The sequence below is a fragment of the Pseudomonas sp. L5B5 genome (genome assembly GCF_020520285.1).
Taxonomy (GTDB): Bacteria; Pseudomonadota; Gammaproteobacteria; order Pseudomonadales; family Pseudomonadaceae; genus Aquipseudomonas.
The window spans coordinates 6,150,583-6,166,969 of sequence record NZ_CP084742.1; the positions used below are offsets into that span (position 1 = coordinate 6,150,583).

The 16,387-nt window shown below is 61.2% G+C and carries 14 protein-coding genes; 11 read left to right on the forward strand and 3 right to left on the reverse strand.

What is annotated here, in order from left to right:
* The first annotated feature begins 95 nt into the window (after positions 1-95).
* The 4 genes from LGQ10_RS28390 to LGQ10_RS28405 all read left to right on the forward strand — a co-directional run bounded on the left by LGQ10_RS28390 (position 96) and on the right by LGQ10_RS28405 (position 4,630).
* A complete protein-coding gene (locus LGQ10_RS28390) occupies positions 96-1,115 on the forward strand; it encodes an MraY family glycosyltransferase (protein WP_226523869.1) in 1,020 nt (339 codons plus the stop codon).
* Positions 1,116-1,205: 90 nt separating this feature from the next.
* Positions 1,206-3,200, forward strand: a complete 1,995-nt coding sequence (locus LGQ10_RS28395) for a polysaccharide biosynthesis protein (RefSeq protein WP_413247640.1) — start codon at positions 1,206-1,208, stop codon at positions 3,198-3,200.
* A gap of 109 nt (positions 3,201-3,309) precedes the next feature.
* Positions 3,310-3,639, forward strand: a complete 330-nt coding sequence (locus LGQ10_RS28400) for a ComEA family DNA-binding protein (protein ID WP_058434504.1) — start codon at positions 3,310-3,312, stop codon at positions 3,637-3,639.
* Positions 3,640-3,835: 196 nt separating this feature from the next.
* Entirely contained in the window at positions 3,836-4,630 is a 795-nt protein-coding gene (locus LGQ10_RS28405; protein ID WP_226526220.1) for an SDR family NAD(P)-dependent oxidoreductase, read from the forward strand.
* A gap of 20 nt (positions 4,631-4,650) precedes the next feature.
* Here the strand turns inward: LGQ10_RS28405 and LGQ10_RS28410 are convergent, their stop codons facing one another.
* Positions 4,651-5,211 (reverse strand): TetR/AcrR family transcriptional regulator, encoded by a 561-nt coding sequence (locus LGQ10_RS28410; protein ID WP_226523871.1) that lies wholly within the window; start codon positions 5,209-5,211, stop codon positions 4,651-4,653.
* Between the two features lie 187 nt (positions 5,212-5,398).
* On the opposite strand from LGQ10_RS28410, the gene LGQ10_RS28415 reads away from it, so the two are divergent.
* Positions 5,399-6,052: a GntR family transcriptional regulator gene (locus tag LGQ10_RS28415; RefSeq protein WP_058434506.1), complete on the forward strand. Its 654-nt coding sequence runs from the start codon at positions 5,399-5,401 to the stop codon at positions 6,050-6,052.
* A 15-nt stretch (positions 6,053-6,067) separates the two neighbouring features.
* On the forward strand, positions 6,068-6,919 hold the full coding sequence (locus tag LGQ10_RS28420) for an urea carboxylase-associated family protein (RefSeq protein WP_226523872.1): 852 nt from the start codon (positions 6,068-6,070) through the stop codon (positions 6,917-6,919).
* A 43-nt stretch (positions 6,920-6,962) separates the two neighbouring features.
* Here LGQ10_RS28420 and LGQ10_RS28425 read toward each other — a convergent pair whose 3' ends face one another.
* Both LGQ10_RS28425 and eat read right to left on the reverse strand, forming a co-directional pair.
* On the reverse strand, positions 6,963-7,130 hold the full coding sequence (locus LGQ10_RS28425; RefSeq protein ID WP_226523873.1) for a DUF2897 family protein: 168 nt from the start codon (positions 7,128-7,130) through the stop codon (positions 6,963-6,965).
* A 126-nt stretch (positions 7,131-7,256) separates the two neighbouring features.
* Positions 7,257-8,621 carry an ethanolamine permease gene (eat, locus tag LGQ10_RS28430; protein WP_226523874.1) on the reverse strand — a complete coding sequence of 455 codons (1,365 nt, stop codon included), beginning with the start codon at positions 8,619-8,621 and terminating at the stop codon, positions 7,257-7,259.
* A 495-nt stretch (positions 8,622-9,116) separates the two neighbouring features.
* Between eat and kdpF the strand changes: the two genes are divergently transcribed.
* The 5 genes from kdpF (at position 9,117) to LGQ10_RS28455 (ending at position 16,335) form a co-directional block, all read left to right on the forward strand.
* Positions 9,117-9,206: a K(+)-transporting ATPase subunit F gene (kdpF, locus tag LGQ10_RS28435; RefSeq protein ID WP_226523875.1), complete on the forward strand. Its 90-nt coding sequence runs from the start codon at positions 9,117-9,119 to the stop codon at positions 9,204-9,206.
* 11 nt (positions 9,207-9,217) lie between these two features.
* Positions 9,218-10,912 (forward strand): potassium-transporting ATPase subunit KdpA, encoded by a 1,695-nt coding sequence (kdpA, locus tag LGQ10_RS28440; RefSeq protein ID WP_058435662.1) that lies wholly within the window; start codon positions 9,218-9,220, stop codon positions 10,910-10,912.
* Positions 10,913-10,922: 10 nt separating this feature from the next.
* The gene (gene kdpB / locus LGQ10_RS28445) at positions 10,923-12,998 is read left to right on the forward strand and encodes a potassium-transporting ATPase subunit KdpB (RefSeq protein WP_413247576.1); all 2,076 of its coding nucleotides are present in this window, start codon (positions 10,923-10,925) and stop codon (positions 12,996-12,998) included.
* A 33-nt stretch (positions 12,999-13,031) separates the two neighbouring features.
* Positions 13,032-13,577, forward strand: coding sequence for a potassium-transporting ATPase subunit KdpC (gene kdpC, locus LGQ10_RS28450; RefSeq protein ID WP_226523876.1), 546 nt, complete (start codon positions 13,032-13,034; stop codon positions 13,575-13,577).
* A 106-nt stretch (positions 13,578-13,683) separates the two neighbouring features.
* Positions 13,684-16,335, forward strand: coding sequence for a sensor histidine kinase (locus tag LGQ10_RS28455; RefSeq protein WP_226523877.1), 2,652 nt, complete (start codon positions 13,684-13,686; stop codon positions 16,333-16,335).
* The last annotated feature ends 52 nt before the right edge of the window (positions 16,336-16,387 follow it).

Here is a 16,387-nt window from a genome sequence, read left to right on the forward strand (position 1 = left end):
CAGAGGTATCATGGCCGGTCATGACCTTCTTTAGTTTCTAAGAGGTGGCTTTGGCATCCAGCCATCTCTTGTTAGTTTCAGGAATTGGATAGTAGATGGCAATTTGGTTATTTTTCCTGGCGACTGCCGGGGTCTCGGTTTTACTCACTTGGGCTGTTCGCCGTTACGCTTTGGCGCGTAGCTTGGTTGATATTCCGAATGGACGTAGCTCTCATTCGTTGCCGACTCCCCGAGGTGGTGGAGTGGCAATTGTTCTCAGTTTTGTTTTTGCTTTACCTGTTTTGACAGCTATTGGTCTGATTCCGTGGAGCGTTATCTGGCCGCTACTGGGGGCGGGGATTTTTACTGCGGTGGTTGGTTTCCTGGATGATCATGGCCATATCGCAGCTCGTTGGCGCCTGTTGGCGCATTTTCTGGCTGCTGCGTGGGCAATGTGCTGGATGAACGGATTACCGCCGTTGCACGTTCTAGGAGTCGAGTTCAAGCTGGGGTACCTAGGTCATGTTCTTGCTGCGTTTTACTTGGTCTGGATGCTCAACCTCTATAACTTTATGGACGGAATTGACGGAATTGCGAGTGTCGAGGCTGTCTCCGTCTGTCTGGGAGCCTGTCTGATCTACTGGCTGAGCGGAAACCAGTCAATGATCTGGCCTCCCTTGTTGTTAGCCATGGCCGTTTTGGGGTTTCTTTACTGGAATTTCCCTCCTGCACGAATTTTCATGGGGGATGCGGGCAGTGGATTCCTGGGTATGACGCTTGGGGTTTTTTCAATACAGGCAGCCTGGAGCTCTCCGCGGTTCCTTTGGGTATGGCTGATATTACTTGCAGTATTTATTGTCGATTCGACTTTTACCCTGATTCGGCGTTTGCTACGGGGCGATAAAGTCTATGAAGCTCATCGTAGTCACGCCTACCAATTTGCTTCTCGCCGGTTTGGCAAGCACTTGCCTGTGACACTGGCTGTGTTAGCAATAAATGTACTCTGGTTGTTGCCAATAGCGGCTGCAGTTGGTCTATTTGGACTTGATGGTGTTTGGGGTATTGTTTTGGCCTATTTACCTCTGTTGCTCCTCGCTCTCAAGTTTCGTGCCGGAGACTCGGGGAACGACTGCTGATGTTTATGAAATTTTCAAGGCAGTCCAGTTTTCAAATATTGTCATATTTGACTTCTGTTGTGGCTAAAAAAAGGAGGGGTTGAAGAGGTGATGGCCAGAATAAGAAAATTTTTATTAGGTCTCTCGCGCCGGAAGAAACGTATTATCCAAGTTGCGACCGATCTTTTCCTGATCTGGGGCGCGCTGTGGATGGCTTTCTTCGTCCGGTTGGGCTTCGACGATTTGAACAATCCATTCATCGTTCATCTTTGGCTTTTCCTCAGTGCGCCAATTATTGCTATTCCCCTGTTTATAAGATTCGGAATGTATCGTGCTGTAATGCGTTATTTCGGTAACGATGCATTAATTTCAATCGTAAAGGCCGTCAGCCTTTCGTCCTTGATCCTAGCTCTGGTTGTTTACTTATATAGCAACCACCAAACCGTTGTACCTCGTTCAATCGTGTTCAACTACTGGTGGTTGAGTCTGGTAATGATTGGGGGCCTGCGGCTGGCCATGCGTCAATATTTCCTCGGTGACTGGTTTGTCGCTAGCCAGCATGTACCTTTCACCAGCCGAGACGATGGTTTGCCCAAGGTGGCAGTTTATGGGGCCGGAGCAGCGGGTAACCAGCTGGTCGCGGCGTTGCGCCTGGGGCGCATGATGCGGCCGGTGGCGTTCATCGACGATGATGGCAGTATCGCTGATCGGGTCATTGCCGGACTGCAGGTATACAAGCCAAAGCACCTCCAGCAGATGATCGACGAGACTGGCGCGGAAGAAATCCTGCTGGCCATTCCCTCTTCCAGCCGTAGCCGACGCCGGGAGATATTGGGGTACCTCGAAGGGTTCCCTCTCCATGTGAGGAGTGTCCCGGGTTTCATGGATCTGGCCAGCGGTAGGGTGAAGGTGGACGACATCCAGGAAGTGGATATTGCCGACCTGCTCGGCCGTGATTCCGTTCCTGCCCAGGGTGACCTGCTGGCTCATTGCATCAAGGGACAAACGGTCCTGGTGACTGGCGCGGGAGGCTCCATCGGTTCGGAATTGTGCCGGCAGATCCTGAGCCTGCGTCCGACCACCCTGATACTGCTTGACCACAGTGAATTCAATCTCTACAGCATCTTGTCCGAGTTGGAACAGCGTCTGTCCAGGGAGTCTTTGACGGTAAGGTTGCTACCGATCCTTGGGTCGGTACGCAACTATGAAAAACTCCTGGGCGTGATGAACACCTGGAATGTCGATACGGTCTATCACGCTGCAGCCTACAAGCATGTTCCGATGGTAGAGCACAATATTGCCGAGGGTGTGCTCAACAACGTCATGGGGACCCTCAATACTGCCCAGGCCGCGTTGCAATCGGGCGTGGCCAATTTCGTGCTGATCTCCACTGACAAAGCCGTTCGACCCACCAATGTGATGGGCAGCACCAAGCGTCTTGCTGAACTTACCTTGCAAGCGTTGAGCAAGGAGCTGGCCCCGGTTCTATTCAACGACCCGTCGAACATTTCGCGCGTCAACAAGACCCGCTTCACCATGGTCCGTTTCGGCAATGTGCTGGGCTCCTCGGGTTCGGTCATCCCGCTGTTCCATAAGCAGATCAAGTCGGGCGGGCCGTTGACGGTTACTCACCCGAAGATCACCCGTTATTTCATGACTATTCCGGAAGCCGCCCAGTTGGTTATCCAGGCCGGTTCGATGGGACAGGGTGGGGATGTATTCGTGCTGGACATGGGAGAGCCGGTAAAGATCGTCGAACTGGCTGAAAAGATGATCCATCTTTCCGGGTTGAGCGTACGCTCGGAAAAAAATCCCCACGGCGACATAGCCATTGAGTTCAGCGGGCTACGACCAGGTGAAAAACTTTACGAGGAGTTGCTGATAGGTGACAACGTGGTGGCCACTCAGCACCCGATGATTATGAGTGCCAACGAGGATTACCTGGCTTGGGATGTACTCAAGGCCAAGCTCGATGAACTCCTTGCTGCGCTTGATTGTGATGATTATTCGCGGGTTCGGCAGTTGCTGCGCGAGACCGTCAGTGGCTACACGCCGGACGGCGAAATTGTCGATTGGGTTTATCAGCAGCGACGACTCAAACCCTGACTCTACACAAGCGGTAACTTTCCCGCTTTTGACTTGCTCCATGTATCTCCTAGGTTTGGAAGGCAGCTTCGGAAAGCTGCTTTCCTTACTGATGTCATGGAGTGTCATTATGCGTATCCCCTATTTTTCCTCCCTGTTCTTCGCAGCCTTGGCCAGTTTTTCGCTTGCCACCCAGGCAGCGCCGATTGCCAAGGTGCAGGAGGCCGCCACCGAAGTGGTGGAGCATTCCACAGCCAATTCGACCAGGCTCGATCTCAATACTGCCGATGCCGATGTTCTACAGCGTGAACTGTTCGGAATCGGTGAGGCCAAGGCCAAGGCGATAGTCGCCTATCGCGAGGAAAACGGCCCCTTCGCCTCGGTGGACGAACTGCTGGAGGTCAAGGGTATTGGTCGGGCGATCCTCGAGCGTAATCGGGGCAAACTTCAAGTCAATTGATGCAACCCAGCTGAAACGGAGGCCGTTCGCTGAACGGCCTTTGCTTTCAGGAAGGGGACCTCCTGAAAGCCCTTCCGTATCGATGTGATAGTTTTTCATGAAGGCGGGCAAATATTATGATAGTAATATTTTTCATGGTCGGATCTTTGATATCGCGATCGTTTCATCACTTTCATTCAGCGTCAGGAGTGCAGCTATGAATTCGGTTCGTTCCCAAGGCAAGGCATTGATTACAGGGGCTTCATCCGGTATTGGCGCGGTGTACGCCGAACGATTGGCAGCGCGTGGTTTCGATTTGCTGCTGGTTGCCCGGGACGAGGATCGTCTACAGTCGGCAGCCCGGGCCTTGGCAGGCAGCTACCCGGTGCAGGTCGAGGTATTGAAAGCGGATTTGACCGCCAAGGAGGATCTGCTCGAGGTCGAACGCCGTCTGCATGAAGATACGACGATCAGCCTGTTGCTGAACAACGCCGGCGTGGCGGCAAGCGGGCCCCTGGCCGGTGCGGACCTGGATCGAATGGAACAGATGATTCAGCTCAACATAGTAGCCCTGACTCGCCTGGCGAGCGTTGCTGCTGCCAGCTTCTCTGTGGCGGGGCGAGGAGCGATCATCAACATCGCCTCCGTTGTGGCGTTGTTGCCGGAGCGCTTCAACGCTACATACAGTGCAACCAAGGCCTATGTCCTGAGCCTGACCCAAACCCTGGCGGCCGAATTGAAGGGTAGTGGAGTCCAGGTCCAGGCAGTCCTGCCCGGTGTCACTCGTACCGAGATCTGGGAGCGAGCGGGTATGGATGCGTCCGTGATTCCTGCGCACATGGTGATGGAGGTAGGGGAGATGGTAGATGCTGCGCTGAGCGGTTTCGACCAGCAGGAATTGGTCACCCTGCCGTCGCTACCTGATGCCGCAGATTGGCAGGCCGTGGTTGCTGCGCGGTTGGCCCTGGCGCCCAACCTGTCGCACAGCGGTGCCGCCGCCCGTTACAAGTAGGCTGTCGGCCGCAAGCAGTGTTACTTGCGCTCCTGTTCCTTGAGGCCTTCACGGACTGTCTTGAGTATCTGCGCGGCCAATTGCGGATTTTCAACGCTGCGCGAAAGCATCAATGCGCCAGCGAGGGTCGCCATGATCATCAGGCTGCGTTTCGTCTTGTCCTCGCCTTCCAGAGCCGCCTCCACTTGCGCGAGCCTGTTCTTGAGCACGATGTCAGTGGTGGCGCTGGGTTGGCCGCGCTGGCCGAGTTCCGCGCTCATGGTCGGAAGCGGGCATCCCTGGTGGGGTGAGGTTTGGTGCCATTCGGAGAGGTAGTTGTCGATGAACGCCTGCAGGGGATGTTCCTGGGCGAACAGTTGGGCGCACTGGGTATCGAGGTCTTCGGCGGCAGCGCAGAGCGCCTCTTCCACCAACTCGTCCTTCGAACCGAAGTGGGAATAGAAACCACCATGGGTCAGGCCCAGGGCTTTCATCAAGGGTTGCAGGCCCGTGGCACCTATCCCGTCGCGACGAAACCGTTCCGATGCTTCCTTGATGATGCGCTTGTGGGTCTGGGATTTGTGATCTGCTGAATAACGCATCTGAGAAGCCTCCGCAACAATGCGCCATTTTAACCAGGGTTCAGCTGATCTCATCCATTTCTGCACGGGTTTTGGTTGGCTGCTACAGCTTTGCGACAGGTTTCACTGCGTGGGTGAAGCTCAGGAATTGGCACGATTAGTGATAACTCATCGCTCATCCATTGTTGAACAATCCTGAGGCCTTCCCATGAGTGATGGTTTATCCCTGGCAGATCACATTCGGGTGGAGTTGCGTGCGGACATCATTGGTGGCCGCCTGTTGCCTGGCATGCCATTGGTGGAAAGCGAACTGGTCAGGGCCTACAACGCGTCGCGCAATACCATCCGCGAGGCGCTGCATCGTCTTGGGCAGGAGGGGTTGACGCGTTATGTGCGCCACAAGGGAGTGATGGTGCGCCGCCTGGATCGTGATGACTTACGTGATCTGTTCCGGGTACGCCGGACTCTGGAGTTGCAGGCGATCGCCCATGCCAGGCCGCTGCGCGAGTTCCAGTCGGACCGAATGCTCGACGCGATCGAGGCCGTCGAACTGGCGAGGGAGCGGGAGGACTGGCGATCCGTGGGTACCCATGGGCTGATTTTTCACCAGCAGGTGGTGGCGCTGCTGGATTCGCCCCTGCTGGATGAGTTCTTCACCAACGTCGTGGCGCAATTGCGGTTGGTATTTTGCTGTGCACCGGACGAGGCGTTGTTCCAGGACCAGTGGCTGGCGCGTGACAGGCAGATTCACGAGTGGCTGGCCGCAGGCGACAAGCAATCGGCTCTCGAGGCGATGGAGGCCTACCTGGACGACTCCGAGCGTCTGTTGCTGAACATGTTCGATCAATCCCTTCACCATTGAACGAGGAGCATGGCGATGTACAAGGACTATCCAGCGGCTTACCAGGTCAGCAAGGGCTCGGCACTGCAAGTGGACACCGCTTTCTATGGGCGTATTCGTGACAACCCCGCGCAGCGTACACGGATCGAACATTTCGAGGTGCCGATCCGCACGGGTCGTGCCTGGAAGGTTCCCGCGGGCCATGTGTTCCGGGTTACCACTCCCGAGGGCCCGCAAGTGGGGGACTTCAATGTGTGGAATGCCAATGACCCGCGTGAACGCCTATGGGCTGCCCGTACCCGGCAACTGCAGGGTGCGCATGTCAGTACCCATGATCGACTCTGGTCCAATCTGCCTTTCCTGCGGCCGCTGGTGACCATCACCGATGACAGCCTGGCAGGCTACGGGGTCGATGAGCATGGCGGGCGCCTGCATGATTTGCTGGGGACTCGCTGCGATCCCTATGTGAATCGAATGCTCACCGGCGAAGACTTCCACCATCACTGCCATTCCAACCTGACGCGGGCGGTGCTGCCCCATGGCCTTACCGAGTTCGACGTGCATGATGTGCTGAATATCTTCCAATGCACGGGCCTTAATCACGACGATCTGTATTTCATGAAAGCCTGTCCGGCGCAGAAGGGAGACTATCTGGAGTTTTTTGCTGAAATCGACCTGCTGTGCGCCTTGTCGACCTGCCCGGGCGGGGATTTGTCTCTACCGATGTGGGGGCCGGAGGCCCAGGACCCGCTCAGTGTATGTCGCCCACTGGGGGTGGAGATCTATCGCCTGGATGAGGCATTGCTCGAGGGCTGGAGCCCGCCTGAGCGGGCGGCCTACCAAGGCATGCATGGCTTGCAGATCGCCAGGGCCGAATGGGAAGGCTGAGGCAGGATTGGCCCCTGCACCGCGGGTGCAGGGGCTGGCCGGTTCAACGGTCACGTGCTTCCTTGGCGTCTGCCTCTGCGTTGCGCTCGGCCACGCGTCGGCGTTGCTCATCGGTCAGTTCGACCTTGTTGGCGGTGTCGCGCAGCAGCATCAGGCCGCCCACGATCGAACCGATAGCGACCACCAGAATCAACCAGGCATACCAGGGCATAGGGTTCTCCTTGATCGGCCACTTGCCGGGAACGAAGATTCGCCCCGGAGCGGCCTGTAACGCTTTGAGTCAAAGTCTTTTGCAAGGGTTCCATTGTATGCCTGATCCGCCTGCCAGGCAGCCTCCCTACAGGCCGGTGAGCATGGCGTCGTCCGGTGCGTTGGCGCGCGCCTGGGCGGTGCATTGGAAGTAGATGAAACCCAACACCATCAGGCCAAGGAACACCAGGCCGACCAGGGCGTTGAACCAGGCCATGGCCACCAGGCACACCGTGGCCAGCAGCAATGCAATGGCGGGCACCAGCGGATAGCCGGGAGCGCGAAAGCTGCGTGGTAGATCGGGTTCGGTTCTGCGCAGCTTGAACAGGCTGAGCATGCTCATGATGTACATCACGATGGCGCCGAACACAGCCATGGTGATCATGGCTGCGGTGAGGGACAGGCCTCCAAGGTTGACCAGGCCATCGCTGTAGATAGCGGCGATGCCTACCAGCCCACCGGCAATGATCGCCCGGTGCGGGGTCTGGAATCGCGATAGCCTGGCCAGCGAGGCGGGCAGGTAGCCGGCTCTGGCCAGGGCGAAAAATTGTCGGGAGTAGCCGAGGATGATCCCGTGGAAGCTGGCCACCAGGCCGAACAGGCCGATCCACACCAGCATGTGCAGCCAGCCGGAGCTGTCGCCTACCACGGCTTTCATGGCCTGGGGCAGAGGGTCATTGATGTTCGACAGGTTGCGCCAGTCGCCAACGCCGCCGGCGCAGAACATCACGCCCAGGGCCAGCAGCACCAGCGTCAGGATGCCGCTGATATAGGCCTTGGGGATGGTGCGCCTGGGGTCCTTGGCTTCCTCGGCAGCCATCGCCGCGCCTTCGATGGCCAGGAAGAACCAGATGGCGAAGGGGATTGCCGCGAACATGCCGGCAATCGCCGGGGCCCCGAAAATGTCCGAACCGGCCCAGCCATTGAGGGCGAAATGGCTGAAGCTGAAGGCCGGAGCCACCACGCCCATGAACACCAGCAACTCCGCCACCGCCAGGATGCACACCACCAGTTCGAAGGTCGCCGCCAGCTTCACTCCGAGAATATTCAGGCCCATGAAGACCAGGTATGCCCCTACCGCAGCATGCTTGGGATCCAGTGTCGGGAACTGCACGTTGAGGTAGGCGCCGATGGCCAGGGCGATGGCGGGAGGGGCGAAGACGAATTCGATCAGGGTCGCCAACCCTGCGACCAGTCCACCTTTTTCCCCGAAGGCGCGGCGGCTATAGGCAAAGGGGCCACCCGCATGGGGAATGGCTGTGGTCAGCTCGGTGAAGCTGAATATGAAGCAGGCATACATCGTGGCGACCAGCAGCGAAGTCACGAGGAAGCCTAGGGTTCCAGCAACGCCCCAGCCATAGCTCCAGCCGAAATACTCTCCGGAAATGACCAGCCCGACCGCGATGCCCCATAGATGCAGCGTGCCCAGGGTGGGCTTGAGTCGTGTGTTCATCGATTGCTCCTGGAGGGTTGGATAGTCTCGGCAGGAGACCGTGCAGTGCCCATGCCAGGGCCGCTGGAGTCGTCGTAAAGCATGGAAAGCTGTCGTATCGAGGATGTTTCCCGGCGGTTGATGGCTGGCGGCGGTGCAACCTGGTGCTGCTCGCCGCCTCCCTTTGGGGCAGGGGCGCCAACCCCAGCAGGCCCCCAAGGGGCGTAATGCTGTTCAGTTAAGGAAATGGTAGGAGCGAGGCTTGCCCGCGATGGTCTTCAGAGCGCCGCGTTTATCCAGTAAACACGCGCTACCGTTAACGACCATCGCGAGCAATCGAGCGTCGACCGGCTGCTTCTACAGGGGATCACCTTGCTTAAGTGAACAGCATTACCCCAAGGGGCGAGTCTTTACGCTTTTTTTACGGGCTACCTGGCCCGTCGCTCTCGTTCCTTTACAGGCAGCCTGCGGACAATGCCTGCATTCGCGGCAATCGCCGTACTTCGGAGACATTCCATGAACACTCTCGACGCGGTGTCGTTGCTGCTGGCCGTGGGCCTGTTCGTTTATCTACTGATTGCACTGTTGTGCGCAGACCGGAACTAGGAGCTACGTTGATGCACAGTTATGACTATTGGCTGCTCCTTGCCTTCTTTGCGCTGGTGCTGCTGCCTGCACCCTGGCTGGGGCGTTTCTACTACAAGGTGATGGAAGGCCAGCGCACCTGGCTGACCCCGGTCCTGGGCCCGCTGGAGCGCATCTGCTATCGGATCGCCGGCGTCGACCCGCAAGTGGAGCAGAGCTGGCAGAGGTACACCCTGGCCTTGCTGGCCTTCAACTGCGCAGGGTTCGCCCTGTTGTTCGCCATTCTGCTGTTCCAGGACCAGCTGCCGCTCAACCCGCAGCACTTGCCGGGGCAGGAGTGGACCCAGGCGTTCAACACCGCAGTCAGTTTCATGACCAATACCAACTGGCAGTCCTACAGCGGTGAGGCGTCCCTGAGCTACCTCAGCCAGATGGCCGGCCTGACCGTGCAGAACTTCGTCAGCGCCGCCACCGGCCTGGCGGTCCTGGTTGCGCTGTGCCGAGGCATCTCCCGGCGCTCAAGCGCAAGCCTGGGCAACTTCTGGGTGGACATGACCCGCGCCACGTTCTACGGGTTGCTGCCGCTGTGCCTGCTGCTGGCATTGCTGCTGGTCTGGCAGGGCGTGCCCCAGACGTTCGCCCACTATGTGGATGCCCTGACCGTGCAAGGCCAGGACCAGGTCATTCCCCTGGGGCCGGCGGCCAGTCAGATTGCCATCAAGCAGTTGGGCACCAACGGCGGTGGTTTCTTCGGCGTCAACTCGGCGCATCCGTTCGAGAATCCCACGGCCTGGAGCAACCTGTTCGAGCTGGCCTCGATCATCCTGATCCCGGTGGCTCTGGTGTTCACCTTCGGTCATTACGTCAAGGATCTGCGCCAGAGCCGCGCAATCATCGCCTGTATGCTCGCCCTGTTCCTGATTGGTGGCGCGACCTCGTTATGGGCCGAATACCAGCCCAACCCGGCGCTGCAGAACGCTGCGGTAGAGCAGACCGCGCCCCTGGAAGGCAAGGAAGCACGCTTTGGCACCACCGCCACGGTGCTTTGGTCGGTGACCACCACGGCTGCCTCCAACGGCTCGGTCAACGGAATGCATGACAGCCTCAATCCGCTGAGCGGCATGGTGCCGTTGATCAACATGATGGTCGGCGAGGTGATTTTCGGCGGTGTGGGCGCCGGCCTCTACGGCATGCTGCTCAACGTGCTGATCGCCGTGTTCCTGGCCGGGCTGATGATCGGCCGGACGCCGGAGTACCTGGGCAAGAAGCTCCAGGCCAGGGAAGTGCAATTGCTGGTGTTGACCCTGATGGTCATGCCGGTCGGCGTGCTGGTCCTCGGTGCCCTGGCTGCCAGCCTGCCGGGGCCTGCCGCGGCCATCAGCAACCCCGGACCCCACGGCTTCAGCCAGTTGCTGTACGCCTACACCTCGGCCAGTGCCAACAATGGCTCGGCGTTCGCCGGCTTCGGCGCCAACACGCCGTTCCACAACCTGATGCTGGGCCTGGGCATGCTGGTCGGGCGCTTCGGCTACATCCTGCCGGTGCTGGCCCTGGCCGGCAGCCTGGCGCTGAAGAAAACCGTCCCCGTGGGCCAGAACAGCTTTCCCACCCATGGCCCGTTGTTCGTGGCCCTGCTGACCATGACCATCTTGCTGGTGGGCGGCCTGACCTTTCTGCCGACCCTGGCGCTGGGCCCTGTCGCCGAACACTTGAGCATGGGTTTCTGAGGATCTGATGATGAATATGCATGTTCGTGCCTCGAACAAGGTAGTGGCCAAGGCCAAGAACGCAGCGGCGCAATCTTCGACCACCAGCGTGTCGGCCCTGTGGCGACCGGCGCTGGTCCAGGCCTTCGTCAAACTCGATCCGCGCCAGCTGCAGCGCTCGCCTGTGATGCTGGTGGTGGAGCTGACGGCGATCCTCACCACGGTGCTGTGCCTGGTGCCCAACAGTGCGGTGCCGACCTTCGTCGCCGCGCAGATTGCTTTGTGGTTATGGTTCACCGTGCTGTTCGCCAATTTCGCCGAGGCCCTGGCCGAAGGCCGTGGCAAGGCCCGTGCCGACAGCCTCAAGGCGGGCAGCGAAGGCTTGAGCGCCCGGCGCAGAGGCGCCGATGGGGGCTTTCAGTTGGTGCCCGCAGCCAGCCTGCGCAAGGGCGATGTGGTACGGGTCGAAGCCGGGGAGATGATCCCGGGCGACGGCGAGGTGATCGAAGGCATTGCCGCGGTCAACGAAGCGGCGATCACCGGTGAGTCTGCGCCGGTGATCCGTGAATCCGGTGGTGACCGCTCGGCGGTCACCGGCAATACCCGGCTGGTATCCGACTGGTTGCTGCTGCGTATCACCAGCAATCCCGGCGAATCGACCCTGGACCGCATGATCGCCCTGGTGGAGGGCGCCAAGCGCCAGAAGACCCCCAACGAAGTGGCCCTGGATATCCTGCTGATCGGCCTGACCCTGATCTTCCTGCTGGTGGTGGTGACCCTGCAGCCATTCGCCCACTTCGCCAATGGCAGCCTGCCGCTGGTGTTCCTGGTGGCGCTGCTGGTGACCCTGATCCCGACCACCATCGGCGGCCTGCTGTCGGCCATCGGCATCGCCGGCATGGACCGCCTGGTACGCCTGAACGTGATCGCCAAATCCGGGCGCGCGGTGGAAGCGGCCGGGGATGTCCATGTGTTGATGCTGGACAAGACCGGCACCATCACCTTCGGCAATCGCCGCTGCAGTGCCATCCATCCGGCCCCGGGCGTCAGCCCCGAAGAGATGGCCGAGGCTGCTTTGCTGGCGTCCCTGGCCGACGACACGGCCGAAGGCAAATCCATCGTCGAATACCTGCGTGAACTTTATCCACAGCCTGAACCGGCTAGCGAGCAGTTCAATGCGGTGCCTTTCAGTGCAGAAACCCGCCTGTCCGGGGTCGACTATCAAGGTCGGGCCTATCGCAAGGGGGCGGTGGATTCGGTACTGAGTTTCGTGGGCCTCAAGCGCAGCGACCTGGCCCCGGCCCTGTCCCGTGAAGTCGACAAGATCGCCCAGAGTGGCGGTACTCCGCTGCTGGTCTGCGCCGCGGGCCGGTTAGTCGGTGCCATCCACCTCAAGGACGTGGTCAAGCCCGGCATCCGTGAGCGTTTCGCCCAACTGCGCAAGCTGGGGATCCGCACCGTGATGGTCACTGGCGACAACCCGCTGACTGCCGCGGCGATTGCCGCCGAAGCCGGGGTCGATGATGTGCTGGCCGAAGCCACGCCGGAGAAGAAACTGGCGCGCATCCGCCATGAACAGAACGACGGACGCCTGGTGGCCATGTGCGGCGATGGTGCCAACGACGCACCGGCCCTGGCCCAGGCCGATGTCGGCATGGCGATGAACGACGGCACCCAGGCGGCCCGCGAGGCGGCCAACATGGTCGACCTGGACAGCGACCCGACCAAGCTGCTGGACGTGGTGCAGATCGGCAAGGAACTCCTGGTGACCCGGGGCGCCCTGACCACCTTTTCCATTGCCAATGACGTGGCCAAGTACTTCGCCATCCTGCCGGCGCTGTTCGCGTCGATCTATCCACAGCTGGGCGTGCTCAACATCATGCACCTGGCCAGCCCGCAGAGCGCGATTCTCTCGGCGATCGTGTTCAACGCCCTGATCATCGTGGTGCTGATCCCCCTGGCCCTGCGCGGGGTGCGGGTGCAAGCAGCCAGCGCGGCCCAGTTGCTGCGACGCAACCTGCTGATCTACGGCCTGGGCGGGATCGTGGTGCCCTTCGCCGGAATCAAGTTGATCGACCTGCTGCTTACCGCTTTGCACCTGGTGTGAACGAGCTGTCCTGAACGAATCGAGGATTCAGAAATGTCTAGCGTATTGCGTCCGGCCTTGAGCCTGATTGTATTGATGACCCTGGTCACCGGCGTGGCCTATCCGCTGGCGGTGACCGGCGTGGCCCAGTTGGCATTCGCGGACCAGGCCAACGGCAGCCTGGTGCGCGACGAGTCGGGCAGGGTGCGGGGTTCGACCCTGGTCGCCCAGGATTTTGTCGGCGACGCCTGGTTTCACCCACGCCCTTCGGCAGGGGCCTTCGCCACGGTGTCCAGTGGTGCCAGCAACCTGGCCCCGAGCAACCCGGCGCTGGCCTCGCGGGTGATCGACGATGCCAACAAGTTGTGGGTGCCCGAGCAGGGGCCAGTGCCCCTCGCGTTGCTGACCACCTCGGGCAGCGGGCTCGATCCGCACTTGCCACCGGCGGCGATTGACTATCAACTGGCGCGGGTCGCAGCAGCGCGCAACCTGCCGGCAGTCAAGCTCCAGGCGCTGGTGGCTCAGCACACTGAGCGGCCCCTGATCGGCCCACCCGTGGTCAACGTGCTGGCGTTGAACCTGGCGCTGGAACACCTGTAACCACCACCGATCCTGCGAGGTTGCGAAAGCCCCGCAGGGCTTGCCCGGCTCTGAAGGCCGAGGAGTAGCGATTGAAATCCACTGTCTGGTCGCAGAGAGATAACCCATGAGTGATGCCGGTCGCGCCGATGCGCTGCTTGCCGAGCTGCCCCGGGATGGCCGGGGCCGGCTCAAGGTATTCCTGGGTGCCGCGCCCGGGGTCGGCAAGACCTACGCCATGCTCCAGGCCGCCCATATGCAGATGCGCCAGGGGGTCAAGGTGCTTGCCGGGGTGGTGGAGACCCATGGCCGCGCCGAGACCGAAGCCTTGTTGAGCGGACTGCCCCAGCAGCCGTTGGTCCGTTCGCAATACCGTGGGGTGATGCTCGAGGAGATGGACCTGGATGGTTTGCTCAAGGCCCATCCCAAGCTGGTGCTGGTGGACGAACTGGCCCACAGCAACGCTCCGGGGAGCCGGCACGCCAAGCGTTGGCAGGACATCCAGGAACTGCTGGCGGCGGGTATCGACGTGTTCACCACGGTCAACGTCCAGCATCTGGAAAGCCTCAACGACCAGGTGCGCGGCATCACCGGGGTCCAGGTCCGCGAGACCTTGCCCGACTGGGTGCTGCAGGAAGCCTACGAGCTGCAGTTGGTGGACCTGCCACCCCGGGAACTGCTGGAGCGCCTGCGCGATGGCAAGGTCTATGTGCCGGAGCAGGCGCGAGCGGCCATCGATGCGTTCTTCAGTCAGACCAACCTCACGGCCCTGCGCGAGCTGGCGATGCAGGCCGCGGCGGCCCAGGTGGACAACGACCTGGCCCAGGGCTATCGCCGGATGGGCCAGGCCGCGCCGACGGTGCGCGGACGCTTGCTGGTGGGGGTCGACGGCGATGCCCAGGCCGAGCGCCTGGTGCGCCATGCCAGTCGTGTGGCGCAGCGCCGGCATCTGCCCTGGAGCCTGGTGCATGTGGACAACGGTCGCCTGGGCGACGAGCAGTCGCGCCTGCGCCTGCAGGCCGCCCAGCAGTTGGCCGAGCGCCTGGGCGGCGAAGTGGTGCTGCTGCGGGCGGGCGAGGTGGCCAAGACCCTGGTCCAGCATGCCGTCGAGCGTCGCGCCAGCCTGCTGCTGGTGGGGCAGTCCAGTCGTCGCTGGCGTCGTCGCTGGTTTGGCGGGGGGCTGGCGGCGCGTTTGCTACGCAATGCCGATGGCCTGGAGATCAACGTCCTGGATAGCGAGCCGCCGGCCGGCCAGCCGGGGTTGCGGATCAAGCATCCCCTGGTGTGGTTCGACTATGCCCTGGCGCTGGTCGCGACACTTCTGGCCAGTGGCCTGGCTTGGGGCGTGGCCAGCATCCTGGCGTTGCCGAACATCTCTCTGGTGTTTCTCGCCGCGGTGCTCCTGGTGGCGGTGCGCAGCAGCCTGGGCCCGGCCCTGGCCTGCGCCGCGCTGTCGTTCCTGAGCTACGACTTCCTGTTCATCCCGCCGAACTTCTCTTTCTCCATCCAGCGCGAAGAGGACGTGCTGACGCTGCTTTTCTTCCTGCTCATGGCCGCGCTGACCGGCAATCTTGCCGCCCGCCAGCGTCGCCAGTTGCAGGCGCTGCGTGATACCCAGGAGGAAACCAGCGAGCTGCTTGATCTGTCGCGCAAGCTCACCGCTGCTACCGATCGGCAAGCGGTGATCAGCGCCGCGGCCCAGCATCTGCAAGGGCGTGACCAGATGCGTATCTGCCTGCTCAATCGCGATGGCCAGGGCGCCTGGAAGGTCGAGACCCCAGGCACGCCGCAGTTCTCCGAGGCCGAGCGGGCGGCGGCCGACTGGGCCTGGCAGCATGAACAGCCCGCGGGCCTGGGCACCGACACATTGCCTTTCGGGCGCTGGTGGTGGTGGCCGCTGTCGGTGGACGACGGTCCCCTGGGGGTATTGGGGGTGTGCCCCCGCGAGGGTGAAGCCTTGAGTGGCCAGCGCCGGCGCCTGCTGACCGCTCTGAGCCAGCCATTGGCGCAGGCCCTGGCCCGCGCACGCCTGGCCGAGGACCTGGAGGCGGCGCGCCTGCATGGCGAGACTGAACAGCTGCGCAGCGCCTTGCTGGCGTCGGTGTCCCATGACTTGCGCACCCCACTGACCTCCATGCGCGGCAGCATCGACAGCCTGTTGGCGCTGGGCGAGGCGATCCCCCTGGAGGATCGCCGGGAACTGCTCGAAGGCACTCGGGACGAGGCCGAGCGCCTGGACCGTTACATCCAGAACCTGCTGGACATGACCCGGCTCGGCCATGGTGCCTTGAAGCTGGCTCGGGATTGGGTCACCCCCGGGGATATCGTCGGCAGTGCGCTCAATCGTCTGCGAACGGTGCTGGCGCCCCTGCGGGTAAGTACCGAGTTGCCGCAGGACTTGCCATTGCTCCATGTACATGCGGCATTGATCGAGCAGGCGCTGGTCAACGTGCTGGAAAATGCTGCGCGTTTCTCGCCGGCCCATGGACGCCTGCAATTGCGGGTCCAGGCCGATGAGCAAGAATTGAGCTTTGCCGTCAGCGACGAGGGCCCGGGAATTCCCGAGGAGGAACGGTCGAAGATCTTCGACATGTTCTATACCGCGGCGCGGGGCGACCGAGGCGGACAGGGTACGGGGCTGGGCCTGGCGATCTGCCAGGGCATGGTCGGAGCCCATGGCGGGCATATCAGCGTCGCGGACGGCATCGATGGACAGGGCACCTGCATCACCCTGCATTTGCCGTTGCAGGCCCAGCCGCAGCTCGAGGACGAGCCGTGAATCGCTCTGGAACTGACGGGCGCCCGGGCAGGCCGAAACCCTCCGGGAACGG